11 protein-coding genes are annotated in these 12,948 nt (G+C 68.4%); 10 read left to right on the top strand and 1 reads right to left on the bottom strand.

The window, feature by feature from the left end; all coding sequences use genetic code 11:
- Nucleotides 1-13: 13 nt before the first annotated feature.
- From E7Y32_RS15485 to E7Y32_RS15435, 10 genes are all read left to right on the top strand, one after another.
- Nucleotides 14-1,069, top strand: coding sequence for an NAD kinase (locus tag E7Y32_RS15485; protein WP_146337900.1), 1,056 nt, complete (start codon nucleotides 14-16; stop codon nucleotides 1,067-1,069).
- A gap of 3 nt (nucleotides 1,070-1,072) precedes the next feature.
- Nucleotides 1,073-2,812: a DNA repair protein RecN gene (recN, locus tag E7Y32_RS15480; protein ID WP_146337899.1), complete on the top strand. Its 1,740-nt coding sequence runs from the start codon at nucleotides 1,073-1,075 to the stop codon at nucleotides 2,810-2,812.
- Between the two features lie 74 nt (nucleotides 2,813-2,886).
- Nucleotides 2,887-4,650 (top strand): CTP synthase, encoded by a 1,764-nt coding sequence (locus E7Y32_RS15475; RefSeq protein WP_261382649.1) that lies wholly within the window; start codon nucleotides 2,887-2,889, stop codon nucleotides 4,648-4,650.
- Between the two features lie 27 nt (nucleotides 4,651-4,677).
- Entirely contained in the window at nucleotides 4,678-5,340 is a 663-nt protein-coding gene (locus E7Y32_RS15470; protein ID WP_146337898.1) for an NUDIX hydrolase, read from the top strand.
- Entirely contained in the window at nucleotides 5,340-6,371 is a 1,032-nt protein-coding gene (gene xerD / locus E7Y32_RS15465) for a site-specific tyrosine recombinase XerD (RefSeq protein ID WP_261382473.1), read from the top strand. Before E7Y32_RS15470 ends, xerD begins: the two co-directional genes overlap by 1 nt.
- A gap of 343 nt (nucleotides 6,372-6,714) precedes the next feature.
- Entirely contained in the window at nucleotides 6,715-8,304 is a 1,590-nt protein-coding gene (locus E7Y32_RS15460; RefSeq protein WP_146337897.1) for an HNH endonuclease signature motif containing protein, read from the top strand.
- 550 nt (nucleotides 8,305-8,854) lie between these two features.
- A complete protein-coding gene (locus E7Y32_RS15450) occupies nucleotides 8,855-9,376 on the top strand; it encodes an RNA polymerase sigma factor (RefSeq protein WP_146337896.1) in 522 nt (173 codons plus the stop codon).
- Nucleotides 9,377-9,378: 2 nt separating this feature from the next.
- Nucleotides 9,379-10,140: a hypothetical protein gene (locus E7Y32_RS15445; RefSeq protein WP_146337895.1), complete on the top strand. Its 762-nt coding sequence runs from the start codon at nucleotides 9,379-9,381 to the stop codon at nucleotides 10,138-10,140.
- 35 nt (nucleotides 10,141-10,175) lie between these two features.
- Nucleotides 10,176-10,703: an 8-oxo-dGTP diphosphatase gene (locus E7Y32_RS15440; protein WP_146337894.1), complete on the top strand. Its 528-nt coding sequence runs from the start codon at nucleotides 10,176-10,178 to the stop codon at nucleotides 10,701-10,703.
- 138 nt (nucleotides 10,704-10,841) lie between these two features.
- On the top strand, nucleotides 10,842-11,714 hold the full coding sequence (locus E7Y32_RS15435; protein ID WP_146337893.1) for a hypothetical protein: 873 nt from the start codon (nucleotides 10,842-10,844) through the stop codon (nucleotides 11,712-11,714).
- 64 nt (nucleotides 11,715-11,778) lie between these two features.
- On the opposite strand, the gene E7Y32_RS15430 is transcribed toward E7Y32_RS15435, so the two are convergent.
- Complete coding sequence (locus E7Y32_RS15430) at nucleotides 11,779-12,918, bottom strand: bifunctional 2-methylcitrate synthase/citrate synthase (RefSeq protein WP_146337892.1); 1,140 nt, start codon at nucleotides 12,916-12,918, stop codon at nucleotides 11,779-11,781.
- Nucleotides 12,919-12,948: the final 30 nt, after the last annotated feature.

The raw sequence follows: 12,948 nt of genomic DNA, 5'->3' as shown, positions 1-12,948 counted from the left end.
AAGGCGGAGCCCGATGAGCAGGCGTGTCCTCATCCTTGCCCACACCGGCCGCGAGGAATCCCTCAAGGCGGCCTGGGAAGCGTGCGCCCAGCTGCATGCCTCCGGGATCGTGCCCGTGATGCAGAAATCCGAACTCGGCGACATGGTCCGGTTCTACGGACGGCTCGACCAGCCCGTCGAGGTGCTGCACGACCACGTCAAACTTCCCGACGTCGAGCTCGTGATGGTGCTCGGCGGCGACGGCACCATCCTGCGCGCCGCTGAGCTGGTGCGCGAGGTCGACGTGCCGCTGCTCGGCGTCAACCTCGGCCACGTCGGGTTCCTCGCCGAAAGCGAACGGGCGGACCTGGCCCAGACCGTCGAATGGATCGCGAGCCGCCAGTACACGGTGGAGGAGCGGATGACCATCGATGTGCAGGTGTGGGTCCGCGGGCAGAAGATTTGGCATACCTGGGCGCTGAACGAGGCTGCCATCGAAAAGGGCAACCGGGAGCGGATGCTCGAGGTGGTCACCGAGGTCGACGAGCGCCCGCTGACATCCTTTGGCTGCGACGGCGTGGTCCTTGCCACCCCCACCGGATCCACCGCCTACGCGTTCTCCGCCGGCGGCCCGGTGGTCTGGCCGGAAGTCGAGGCGCTGCTGATCGTGCCCATCAGCGCCCACGCGCTCTTCGCCAAGCCCCTGGTGGTCTCTCCACGTTCCCGGCTGGCCGTTGAAATCCTGAACCGCACCGACGCCCAGGGCGTGCTCTGGTGCGACGGCCGGCGCTCCGTGGACCTGCCACCGGGCGCCCGCGTGGAAGTCACCCGCTCCGCCACCCCGGTCCGGCTCGCCCGCACCCACCAGACGCCGTTCTCCGGGCGCCTGGTCCGCAAGTTCGAACTCCCCATCCAAGGCTGGCGCGGCCCGGTGCCGCAGCCCGAAGCCGTCCACACCGGGCCCCTGCCGGTGGTACGGAGCCCGCGGCCGATGCCGCCGCTGCCCACGCCGACGCAGGCCCGACCGCAGCAGCCGGCACCGCAGCCCGCGGACCCCGGCGCCCCCACCGATCCCTCGACCGCGAAGTGACCCATGCTTGAAGAACTGAGAATCCGCGACCTCGGCGTCATCACCGACGCGACGCTCCCGCTGGGCCCTGGCCTGAGCGTGGTGACCGGCGAGACCGGCGCCGGCAAGACCATGGTGGTCACCGCCGTCGGCCTCCTCCTCGGCGCCAGGTCTGACGCCGGCGCCGTCCGCAGCGGCGCCAAGAGCGCCTCTGCCGAAGCCGTGCTCAAGCTCGACGCCGGGCACGCCGCGGTCAACCGCGCCCGCGAGGCCGGGGCAGAGGTCGAGGAGTTCGACGGCGGCGCCGAACTGCTGCTGGCCCGCAGCGTCGGAGCCGACGGCCGCAGCCGCGCCTACCTCGGCGGCCGCACCGCCCCCGTCGGCGTCCTCGCCGAGATCGGCGGGACGCTGGTGGTGGTCCACGGACAGTCCGACCAGATCCGGCTCAAGAGCCCCGTGGCCCAGCGCGAGTCGCTGGACAAATTCGCGGGGGAGTCCCTCGCCAGTTCCCTGGCCGCCTACCAGCAGCTGCACGGGCACTGGAAGGCCAGCCAGGCCGAGCTGGACGAACTCCGCAGCGCCGCCCGCGAACGGCTGCGCGAGGCGGAATCCCTCGAGGCCGCCCTGGCCGAGATCGACGCCGTCGATCCGCAGCCGGGAGAGGACGAATCGCTCAAGGCCGAGGCCGTCAAACTCGCCAACGTCGAAGAGCTGCGGATTGCCGCCAGCACTGCGCACCAGGCCCTGATCTCCGAGGACTTCGGCGAGGAAGCGGACGCCACCACGCTGGTGGACGCCGCGAAGCGCACCCTGGAGCACGTCGCCGAACACGACGGGGAACTCGGCTCCGCCGCGGCCCGGCTGGCCGAGGTGGGCTTCCTGCTCAACGACATCGCCACCGAGCTGGCCAGTTACCAGGCCTCCCTCGACACCGAAGGCCCGGAACGGCTCGCCGAAATCGAAGACCGCCGCGCCGCGCTGGCCAAGCTGGTGCGCAAATACGCGCCCAGCATCGACGAGGTGCTGGCCTGGGCCGAACAGGCCCGCGCACGGTTCGAAGAGCTCCAGGACGACTCCACCCGGATCGAGGCGCTGGACGCCGAGGTAGCCCGCTCCGAAGCTGATCTCCGGAAGCAGGCCGCGGCCATCAGCAAGGTTCGGAAGAAGGCCGCCAAGGACCTCTCCGCCCGGGTCAGTGCGGAACTGACCGCCCTGGCAATGGCCGACGCCACCCTTGTCATCAACGTCGACCCGGGCGAGCAGCTGGGCCCGTTCGGCGTCGACGAGATCTCCTTCCTGCTGCAGCCGCACTCCGGTGCGCCGGCCCGGCCGCTGGGCAAGGGCGCCTCCGGCGGTGAACTCTCCCGCGTGATGCTCGCCATCGAGGTCGTGCTCGCCGCCGTCGACCCCGTCCCGACCTTCGTCTTCGACGAGGTCGACGCCGGCGTCGGCGGCCGCGCCGCCGTCGAAATCGGCCGCCGCCTGGCCATGCTCGCCCGGCATGTCCAGGTCCTGGTGGTCACCCACCTGCCGCAGGTGGCAGCCTTCGCCGACCAGCACATCCGGGTCACCAAGACCTCCGTGCGCGGAGCCGACGGCGCCACGGCCACGGGCTTCACCTCGAGCGACGTCCAGCTCCTCGACGAGGCGGAGCGGGTCCGTGAGCTCGCCCGCATGCTGGCCGGCCAGGAAGACTCCGAATCGGCACGCGCCCACGCCCAGGAATTGCTCGACGACGCGAAGTTGCTGCCCCAGCAGGCGTGACCGGCCCGGCCGGTTCTTCGGGACTGGGATGACCATCACAACGGCGTTTTGCCGACCCAAGAAAGACCGAATTGATGATAGGCTCGAACTCCGTGGTGCAGCGATCAAATTCCCGTGTAAATTCCCGGTTCCCGGGCTCGTCCAAGACGACCAAACACATCTTCGTAACCGGTGGTGTGGCGTCCTCGCTCGGTAAGGGACTGACGGCTTCGAGCCTCGGTCACCTCCTGCGGGCACGCGGCCTGTCTGTAACAATGCAAAAGCTCGATCCCTATCTGAACGTGGATCCGGGCACGATGAACCCCTTCCAGCACGGCGAAGTCTTCGTCACCGACGACGGCGCCGAGACGGACCTCGACATCGGCCACTACGAGCGCTTCCTCGACGAAAACCTTGAGGGTTCGGCCAACGTCACGACCGGCCAGGTCTACTCCACGGTCATCGCCAAGGAGCGCCGCGGCGAGTACCTCGGCGACACCGTCCAGGTCATCCCGCACATCACCGATGAAATCAAGCGCCGGATGCGCCTGCCCGCCGAGGGCAAAAACGCCCCGGACGTGATCATCACCGAAATCGGCGGCACCGTCGGCGACATCGAATCCCAGCCGTTCCTCGAGTCCGCCCGCCAGGTCCGCCAGGACGTCGGCCGGAACAACGTCTTCTTCCTGCACGTCTCGCTGGTGCCGTATATCGGCCCCTCGCAGGAGCTCAAGACCAAGCCGACGCAGCACTCCGTTGCCGCGCTGCGCTCCATCGGCATCCAGCCCGAGGCGATCGTGATCCGTTCGGACCGCGACGTGCCGCAGGCCATGCGCGAGAAGATCGGCCGCATGTGCGACGTCGACATCGACGCCGTGATCGGCTGCCCGGACGCGCCGAGCATCTACGACATCCCCAAGACGCTGCACTCCCAGGGCCTGGACTCCTACATCGTCCGCGCCCTCGACCTGCCGTTCAAGGACGTCGACTGGACCAGCTGGGACAAGCTCCTCGACGCCGTGCACAACCCCAAGCACGAGGTGGAGATCGCCCTCGTCGGCAAGTACATCGACCTGCCGGACGCCTACCTCTCCGTGACCGAGGCGCTGCGCGCCGGCGGCTTCGCGAACAACACCAAGGTCAAGATCCGCTGGGTCCCCTCGGACGAATGCGAAACCCACGAGGGCGCGGTCAAGTCCCTGGACGGTGTGGACGCGATCTGCGTTCCCGGCGGCTTCGGCATCCGCGGCCTCGAGGGCAAGCTCGGCGCCCTGAAGTACGCCCGCGAGTCCAAGCTCCCGGTCCTGGGCCTGTGCCTGGGCCTGCAGTGCATGGTCATCGAGTACGCCCGCAACGTGGTCGGCCTCGAGGGCGCATCCTCCTCCGAATTCGAGCCGGACTCCAAGTACCCGGTCATCGCCACGATGGAAGAGCAGCTCGACATCGTTGACGGCAAGGGCGACCTGGGCGGCACCATGCGCCTGGGCCTGTACGAAGCCAAGCTGGACGAGGGTTCCGTCATCGCCGAGACCTACGGCGCCACGAAGGTCAGCGAACGCCACCGGCACCGCTACGAGGTCAACAACAAGTACCGTGAGCAGATCGCCGCCGAAGGGCTCGTATTCTCCGGAACCTCCCCGGACGGCAAGCTGGTGGAGTACGTGGAGCTGCCCCGTGAAGTCCACCCGTACTACGTGGCCACCCAGGCCCACCCGGAGCTCAGCTCACGGCCCACCCGCCCGCACCCGCTGTTCGCCGGACTGGTCAAGGCTGCGCTGGACCACCAGCACGGGGCGGGCCAGCCTGCCGCCACGGCCGTCAAGGCCGCTGCCAGGACCACCCCGGCAGCGTCGAAGTAACTCCCAACTGAATCAAAGGACGGCGCGATGCCCGGTAAGTCTGAGACCCCCAATGCTGCACGGCAGGTTTCGGACGAGCCGAGCCCGCGCCGTCTTTTGTCTTCAGAGAAGGTCTATCAGGGCCGGATCTGGGATGTCGTCAGCGACAGCTTCCGGCTGAGCGACGACGGCGAACCCCTGGTCCGCGATTACATCGACCATCCGGGGGCCGTGGCTGTGCTCCCGATGAACGAGGCCGGCGAGATCCTGCTGATCAAGCAGTACCGCCACCCGGTGGGCATGGCCCTCTGGGAGATTCCGGCCGGATTGCTCGACGTCGAGGGCGAGGACTTCGTTGCCGGCGCGGCCCGGGAACTCGCGGAGGAAGCCGACCTGGTGGCCGCGCGCTGGAACGTGCTGGCGGACTTCTTCAATTCGCCCGGTTCCTCCAGTGAGGCCATCCGCATCTACCTGGCCCGGGATTTGAGCGACGTCCCCGGCCACGAGCTGCATGTCCGCACCGACGAGGAAGCGGAGATCGAGCTGCACTGGATCCCGCTCGAGGACGCGGTTCGCGCCGTGCTGGAGGGCCGCCTGCACAACCCGTCCGCCGTCGTCGGCGTCCTTGCCGCCGCCGCGGCAAAGGCCGAGCGCTTCGAAAGTCTCCGCCCGGCCGGTGCGCCGTGGCCCGCCCACCCCAGCCAGCGCTGATGACCGGACTGCTGGCGGCCGGGCCCGAGGCCACTGAACCTGATGCTGCGGAGCCTATTGCCGCGCCCGCCGCAGAACCGGCCGTCCGGCCGCCGACCGCCGTCGACCGCGCCATCACCGACTACCTGCAGCACATGGGGGTGGAACGCGGACTGGCCGCCAACACGCTCTCGGCATACCGCCGCGACCTCGCCCGCTACGCCCGGCACCTCGCCGTCGCCGGCCGGGAGCGCCCGGAGGAGATCACCCGGCGCGACGTGACCGGCTTCGTGCAGGCGCTCTCGGACGGGTCCGACGGCGGCTCTGCACTCGGGGTGCGCTCGGCGGCCCGGACAGTGGTCGCGGTCCGCGGACTGCACAAGTTCTGGGCGCTGGAGGGCGTCACGCCTACGGACCCCGCCAGCGACGTGCACCCGCCGATGCCCGGCAAACGGCTGCCCAAGGCCATTTCGGTGGACGAGGTCACCCGCATCCTGGAAGCGGCCGGCACGGACACGGCCACGGGCCTGCGTGACCGGGCGCTGCTTGAATTCTTGTACTCCACCGGGGCGCGCATCAGCGAGGCCGTGGGCCTGGACGTCGACGACGTCTCCCTGCAGGGCGACGACGAACCGGGCCCTGCTATCGTCCGGCTGTTCGGCAAGGGCTCCAAGGAACGGCTCGTGCCGCTGGGATCCTTCGGAGCCCGCGCCCTGGACGCCTACCTGGTCCGGGGCCGGCCGCTGCTGGCCGCTAAGGGAAAGGGAACGCCGGCGCTGTTCCTGAACGCCCGGGGCGGCCGGATCAGCCGGCAGAGCGCCTGGACCATCCTCAAGGCGGCCGCCGACAAGGCCAACATCACCAAAGACGTCTCGCCCCACACCCTGCGGCACTCTTTCGCGACCCATCTGCTCGAGGGCGGGGCGGACGTGAGGGTGGTGCAGGAGCTGCTGGGCCACGCGTCCGTGACCACTACGCAGGTGTACACCCTGGTTACGGCGGACACGCTCCGCGAAATCTACGCCGCCGCGCACCCGAGGGCGCTGGGGTAGGCGGGGCCTCGGCGCGGGACGCCGTTGCTGGCGGTTTGCCGGCTGCTCCGGGCCGCCTCCCCGATATCTTTCTCCTCAGCGCGAGTTTCGCCCGACGTCGGCCTTTCGGATCCCCGTCGCGATCGCCCCCCCATGAGTGTTGGTGCCTCCTTCTAGTGTGGGGATATGAAAAGCGGAGCGGCTCGGAGTGTGGAGACCAGTGCGGAGACCAGGGAGGCGCTGGCGGCTGTTGCCGCGCTGGCTGCCGCGCTAGCTGTTTGCGCTACGACTGGCCGCGGGTTCAGGCAGTGCAGCAGCGCGGGGCGCTAGTCTTTTTGTCGGTGCCTCCTTCTAGTCTGGGGTTATGAAAAGCGGAGCGGCTTTGACTTCGGAGACCAGGGAGGCGCTGGCGGCTGTTGCAGCGTCCGCTGCTGCGCTGGCTGCCGTTATGGACGATGGCGTCGAGTCCTCCGATCCGCTGCGGACAGTAGCCGATAGGTGTCTGGACGGCCTGGCCGAGGTGGCCCGTGGGGAGGCCCGGATGGCGGCGTTGAAGGTCCGGCTGGCCGCGGAGTACGTCCGGGCGGCCGACGCCCTGGCCCCGCCGCGGGCGACGCCGCAGGAATGCACCGTCCGGGAAATGGCGGTGGTCTCCGAGGTTGCCTGTGTCCTGACTGTGAGCGAACGGGGCGCCGGGGCTCTGATCTCCGAGGCCCTGGCGCTGACGGCGGGGCTGCCGCTGACCCTGGGAGCACTGCAGGCCGGAACGATCTCCTGGCAGCACGCCCGGATCATGGTCGACGAAACCGCGAACCTGGACCCCGCCGGCGCGGCGGCGCTGGAAGCGCACTTCCTGGACCCCGAAGCACCCCACCCCGCCCGCGGCTGCCCGGCCGGGGAACTCGTCCCGGGCCGGTTCCGGGCCAAAGCCCGCGCCTGGCGCGAACGCCACCACCCGGTCAGCATCGAAACCCGCCACACCAAATGCGCCGGCGACCGGGGCGTGGAGTACTGCCCGGACCGTGACGGCATGGCCTGGCTCTCGGCCTACCTGCCCACCGACACCGCCGCAGGGATCTGGGAACGGACCACTGCCGCCGCCCGCGCCCTGCAGGGCCCGGCCGAACCCCGGACCCTGCCCCAGCTCCGCGCCGACATCGCCGCGACTTGGCTGCTCATCAGCGGAAACTCTGGCGGGGGAGCGGCAGATGCAAAAACCGTCGACGGCCAGGGCGAAGGACTGCCTGAGGGTCTTGCCGGGGGTGTGCCGTCGCCACGCGCGCAGGTCCTGGTCACTGTTCCGGCCCTGTCCCTCCTGGGCGTCGCCGATGAACCCGCGGTCCTGGACGGGCACGGTCCGATCCCGCCGTCGATGGCCCGGCGCCTGGTCGCCGGCGGCGCCGAGTCCTTCTACCGGGTCCTGACCGACCCGCGTGACGGAGCCCCGCTGGAAATCGGGCGGACCAGCTACCGGGTTCCGAAGGCCCTGCGGCAATGGCTGCGGCTGCGCGACGGCAAATGCCCTTTCCCGGGCTGCCACAACGCCTCCCTGGACAACGACGCCGACCACCTCCTGGCCTGGGCCGACGGCGGCACCACCGGTATCACCAATCTCGGCCAGCCTTGCCGCAAACACCACCGCCTCAAACACGGCTCCGCGTGGCGACCCACAGCAGCCAGCAAAACCGGTCCTCCCGGATGGACCTCACCCGCCGGACGGACCTACACCAGCGAACACCAGGACTGGGAACCACCCCACTGGCCCCCGGCCGCCGCGGTTGCGGACACGATTCGGGACCTGGATTCTGGGTGGCCTCCTGAACCCGAACCACCCCCGGATCCCGGGCAGTACCTCGAGCCAGAGGACGGGCTGCCTGAGGACCCTTTCCCGGAATGGACTCTGTTCTCGGCCGAGCACGGTGTGCCGTCTAGGTCCCTGCTGCGTTGCGCTTGAAAGGCCCGTGGCGTCGCTTTCGCGGGGCGCCCCAATCAACCCTGCGGTAGCCTGCCAAAGCCCAGGATTCTTACCGCACCATGCGGGCGTCGATGATCCGTGGAGCAACGGGGTCGGTCTGCTTCGTGCCGTCGAAGGCAAAACCGTTGCGTCGATAGAACGCGACCGCCCGGGGATTGTCTTTGGCAACCCAAAGCATCGCTGGACCATCGCCCACGGCCCCATCCAGCAACGACGACCCGTGCATTGTGCTCCGCGATTCTGATCCTCCAGCCGGGGCGTGGGTTCTCTAGAATCTGCTTCCACATCAGGTGCCGGCCCTGGACGTACTCCGCGGTGAAGAACCCCTCAGGAAGCAAATGCGAGTACGCCTCCCGCCACGCGGCCACATGCAGTTCAGCGATCCGAGGTGCATCCGGAAGCGCGGGCTCGCGCAAAGTGAAGGCCATCAGCACATCCTGCCAGATTCCCCGCCGGGTGAATGTTTTTATTGGTTCGTGTAAGAAAACGTGCCTGACGGGACACTTAGTCTTCAGGAAGAAGTCATCCGATGTCCGGGGGAACCATCATATTGGCTGCGAAAGAGCAAGCATTCATAGACCTGCACACCCAGCATTCCGCGCGGGTGTACAGCTACATCGCGTGCCGCATCAACGACGGGCACCGCGCCGAGGAATTGGCTGCCGATGTCTTCCGGATCGCCTGGGAAAAACAGCTTCCGGAGCCGCCGGGCATCGGTTGGCTCCTGGCGACCGCCCGCAACGTCGTCGGGAATGAGTACAAAGGCCGCCGGCGCAGACAGGAACTGGTGGAACGGCTCAAAGAGGAAGCCCGCACCGATGTCCCCGCGCCACACACCGAAGAACGGTCCGCCGTCGCAGAAGTGCTCGTGCACCTCAGGGAGCGCGACCGTGAAGTGCTGATGCTCAGCTACTGGGACGATCTGACCACCGCTGAACTGGCCCAGGCACTGGGATGTTCGACGTCGGCTGCAGCGGTCCGCCTGCACCGGGCCCGCCGTGCATTCGCGAAAGCCGCCCCCTCCCACCTCATGACCGAACGGAAGGATTAGCCATGGACCGGATCGAACAGCTCATGAGGGATGCCAAGCCGCGGGTGGAAGCACCCGGCGCTGCGCCGGAAAGTCAGCCGGCCCGCTCGATGGTCTACTCCGACGACCCAAACATCGTCAGCCTCGCAGGGCGAACCCCGGCGAGGCGCCCGGGGGTGAGGCGGACCGGCGTGCGGACGGCCGCGGCGGCGCTGCTTGCCGCTGCAGCAATGGCGGCCGCCGTGGTTGTCGGCGGCAACCTCATGCCACCACCGGCGCCCGGACCCGCCCAGACAGGGCCCCCCGCGCCCGCCGCCTCGGCCACCGCCACGTCAAACTCCCCAACGCCGTCCGCTGCCGCTCCCACGCCGTCCCCCACTCAGACGGCGTTGAGCACCGGCGGGGTCGCCTGCACCCTGGACAATGTGGACCAGCAGCGCAGTGATCAAGTGCGGGCGATCATCCCGATTGCCCCCGCAGAACAGGGCTACTACACGGTGCTGGGGTGCGCGGGCGGATGGCTCGCCTACTCCATCTCCGATGACGGGGTCCGGGCGCTGCAGCTCGACGGCGGCAACGCCTGGTTCAAGATCGCGAAACTGCAGAACGGCCGTTTCCTCTGCGACGTCCGGCAACGGTGGTCCAGCGTTCTGAACTGGGAGTCCCAGGCCACGAACAACGAAGGCCTCACGCCGCAGCAGGCGATGGACAAACAATTCGCGCAGAACGGGATCCCGGTCGAACTGCGCCCGCAGCTCGTGGGTGATGGTCCGGCCGCCGGATGACTGCGGCCCACGGCGCCGGTTATAGGGTTGAGAACATGACGTCCACGCCAGTCACCCTCTGCTTCCTGCTCCGCGAATCGGAGCGCGGTACCGAGGTGCTGCTGGGCCTGAAGAGGACCGGCTTCGGCGTCGGCAAGATCGTGGGCATCGGCGGCCATGTGGAACCGGGGGAGAGCGACGCCGAGGCCGTGGTCCGCGAGGTCTGGGAAGAATCCGGCGTCGTGGTGCTCCAGGAGGACCTCGCCCACGCCGGCGTCGTCGAGTTCATCTTTCCCGCCCGGCCCGCCTGGAACATGTCCTGCCGGCTCTTCACCACCCGGCGCTGGGAGGGTGAGCCCGCCGAAAGCCCGGAAATCACGCCCGGATGGTTCGACGTCGGCGGGCTCCCGCTGGCGCGAATGTGGCAGGACGCCGAACACTGGCTGCCGCCGGCACTGGCGGGTGAAACCATCGACGTCGTGGTGGTCCTCAATCAAGACAACGAGACGGTCGCTTCCGTCCGCTACCCGGCCCGGCACGGAACCACATCGGGTGACCTGCCCGCGGGCCGGCAAACCCGGTGATGCAAAAATGTGATCCCGGCGCTTCCGGGAATGCGGCGTCGACGCCGGTAGCCTAGGGTTCGAACATCGCGTCGCAGCAATCCACGCACCACCTTCGCAAAGCGGCGAGCGGCACACAGACTATTTTGGGGGCAGGGCATGGGCTCGGACAATCACGACTTCCCGGACGGGGATCCCTACGACGAGGAAGAGTCCACGGACACCGTGGCCCGCCGGCGCTGGCCGTTGGCGGTCGCCCTCGTTGTCGTCGCCCTGGCGGTTGTCGGCGGCGGCATCGCCGTGGCAGCCAACATGGGCGCAGCGAAGCCGGCCCCCTCTGCGGCCTCGACGGCCACGGAGGCCGCAGCGACAGCCTCCGCCGCCGCCACGACCGCGACGCCGTCGCCCGCCACAGCGGCGCCGGTGGCCGTAACGCCGTCGGCAACATCAGCACCCGCTACGGACGGCACGGTCAGCGGAGTGACAAACGGGCGATACGTGAGTGCTTCGGCCGGGGTCTCGTTCAACCTGCCTGACCGTTGGACGGTAGAGGAATCCACGGACCGGCCCGCCGATTACCCGGGCACCAAAATCATCGTCTTCAACGAAGCCAGGATGCAGGTGGCCGAGCTCTACCACGGCGCCACTGGCGGAGTTGGCGGCGCCTGCGGTCCGGGTCCCTACAAAATGACGGAACTCGACACCGCGCCGGCCCTGGACACGCCGTGGGCCAAAGCAAGGGGAGTGCACTTTTCCTACCGCGTTCTGGATATGCGGGCAGACGGCGGTGCCTTCGACTATCAGGTGGGCCTGGTCGACAACGTGAGCGGGCAAGTCAAGGACAGCTGCATGATGTTCTCGTTCGTGTCCGGTGCGCCCAAGGGCACACTGTCCTTCGCCGACCGGACCTACCAAAGCCAGCGGAACGATGACCCCATCTTCAACTCGCTGGCCGAGGCCGAGGACTACATGCGGACCCCGGAGTACAAAAAGCTCAAGGCCATGATCGTGAGCCTGAAGATGCAGGACTAGCAACAAAAGTGCGGGCCGTCCACCTTGAAAAGGTGGCCGGCCCGCGCTATTGCTATGGCGGGAGCTACGGCACGTGCCGTTCCTCGACGCCGTTGTACTCGCTCAGCGGGCGGATCAGGGAGTTCGAATCCAGCTGCTCCATGATGTGCGCGGTCCAGCCCGTGATCCGGCTGGCCACGAACAGGGGCGTAAACGTCGCGGTGTCGAAGCCCATCAGGTGGTAGGTCGGCCCGGCCGGATAGTCGAGGTTCGGCTTGATTGCCTTCGCCTCGTCCATCGCGGTCTCAAGCCCGTTGTAGAGCCCCAGCAGCTCCGGACGGCCGTAGTGCGCGATCATCTTGTCCAGGGCCGCCTTCATGGTGGGAACCCGGGAGTCGCCGTGCTTGTAGACACGGTGGCCGAAGCCCATAACCTTCTTCTTGTGCGCCAGCGCGTCCTCCATCCAGGCCTTCGCCCGAACCGCTGCCTCGTCGAGCGACTCCTCCTGCCGGATGCCGATCTCGTCGAAGGTGTGCATCACCGCCTCATTCGCGCCGCCGTGCAGCGGCCCCTTGAGGGCGCCGATCGCGCCGGTGACGGCGGAGTGCAGATCGGAGAGGGTCGAGGTGATCACCCGGGCCGTGAAGGTCGAGGCGTTGAAGGAGTGCTCCGCGTACAGGATCATCGAGACGTTGAAGGCCTCCACAACTTCCTGGACCGGCTCCTCGCCGAAGGACATCCACAGGAAGTTGGCGGAGTAGCCCAGGTCCTCGCGGGGCTCCACCACACCCTGGCCGTGCCGGCGGCGCTGGTCGTAAGCGACCACCGCCGGCATGGCAGCGAACAGGTCCACCGCCTTGGCCATGTTGGCCTCCCGGGAGGAGTCCTCGGCGAGCGGGTGGCGGGCACCCATCACTGAAGCCGCCGTCCGGCAGACATCCATCGGGTGCGACGTCGTCGGCAGCGCATCGATGACCTGCTTGACCACCGGATCCAGGGCACGTCCCGCGCGCTCGCGTGCGGTGAACTCCGCCAGCTGCTCCGCGGTGGGCAGCTCCCCGTTCCACAGCAGGTAGGCCACCTCCTCGAAACTGCACTTGGCGGCCAGCTCCTGGACGGGGTAACCGCGGTACAGCAGCGAGTTGGTGTCCGGGTTGACCTTGGACACCGCGGTGTAGTCCACCACAACGCCGGCAAGGCCCTTTTTGATCTCATTTTCAGCCATGCTGAAACTCCTTTGTTCCTAACGCCTGTT

Source organism: Arthrobacter sp. UKPF54-2, assembly GCF_007858535.1.
Taxonomy (GTDB): domain Bacteria; phylum Actinomycetota; class Actinomycetes; order Actinomycetales; family Micrococcaceae; genus Arthrobacter.
The sequence above is the reverse complement of the archived record's forward strand: the minus strand, read 5'-3'. Positions and strand labels throughout refer to the sequence as shown.

Excerpts from the sequence above, each read along its gene's own strand:
- xerD (WP_261382473.1), top strand. The coding sequence starts at position 5,340 with ATGACCGGACTGCTGGCGGCCGGGCCCGAGGCCACTGAACCTGATGCT.
- E7Y32_RS15470 (WP_146337898.1), top strand. The coding sequence starts at position 4,678 with ATGCCCGGTAAGTCTGAGACCCCCAATGCTGCACGGCAGGTTTCGGAC.
- E7Y32_RS15450 (WP_146337896.1), top strand. The coding sequence starts at position 8,855 with ATGTCCGGGGGAACCATCATATTGGCTGCGAAAGAGCAAGCATTCATA.
- E7Y32_RS15435 (WP_146337893.1), top strand. The coding sequence starts at position 10,842 with ATGGGCTCGGACAATCACGACTTCCCGGACGGGGATCCCTACGACGAG.
- E7Y32_RS15430 (WP_146337892.1), bottom strand. The coding sequence starts at position 12,918 with ATGGCTGAAAATGAGATCAAAAAGGGCCTTGCCGGCGTTGTGGTGGAC.
- E7Y32_RS15460 (WP_146337897.1), top strand. The coding sequence starts at position 6,715 with ATGAAAAGCGGAGCGGCTTTGACTTCGGAGACCAGGGAGGCGCTGGCG.
- recN (WP_146337899.1), top strand. The coding sequence starts at position 1,073 with ATGCTTGAAGAACTGAGAATCCGCGACCTCGGCGTCATCACCGACGCG.
- E7Y32_RS15485 (WP_146337900.1), top strand. The coding sequence starts at position 14 with ATGAGCAGGCGTGTCCTCATCCTTGCCCACACCGGCCGCGAGGAATCC.
- E7Y32_RS15445 (WP_146337895.1), top strand. The coding sequence starts at position 9,379 with ATGGACCGGATCGAACAGCTCATGAGGGATGCCAAGCCGCGGGTGGAA.
- E7Y32_RS15475 (WP_261382649.1), top strand. The coding sequence starts at position 2,887 with ATGATAGGCTCGAACTCCGTGGTGCAGCGATCAAATTCCCGTGTAAAT.
- E7Y32_RS15440 (WP_146337894.1), top strand. The coding sequence starts at position 10,176 with ATGACGTCCACGCCAGTCACCCTCTGCTTCCTGCTCCGCGAATCGGAG.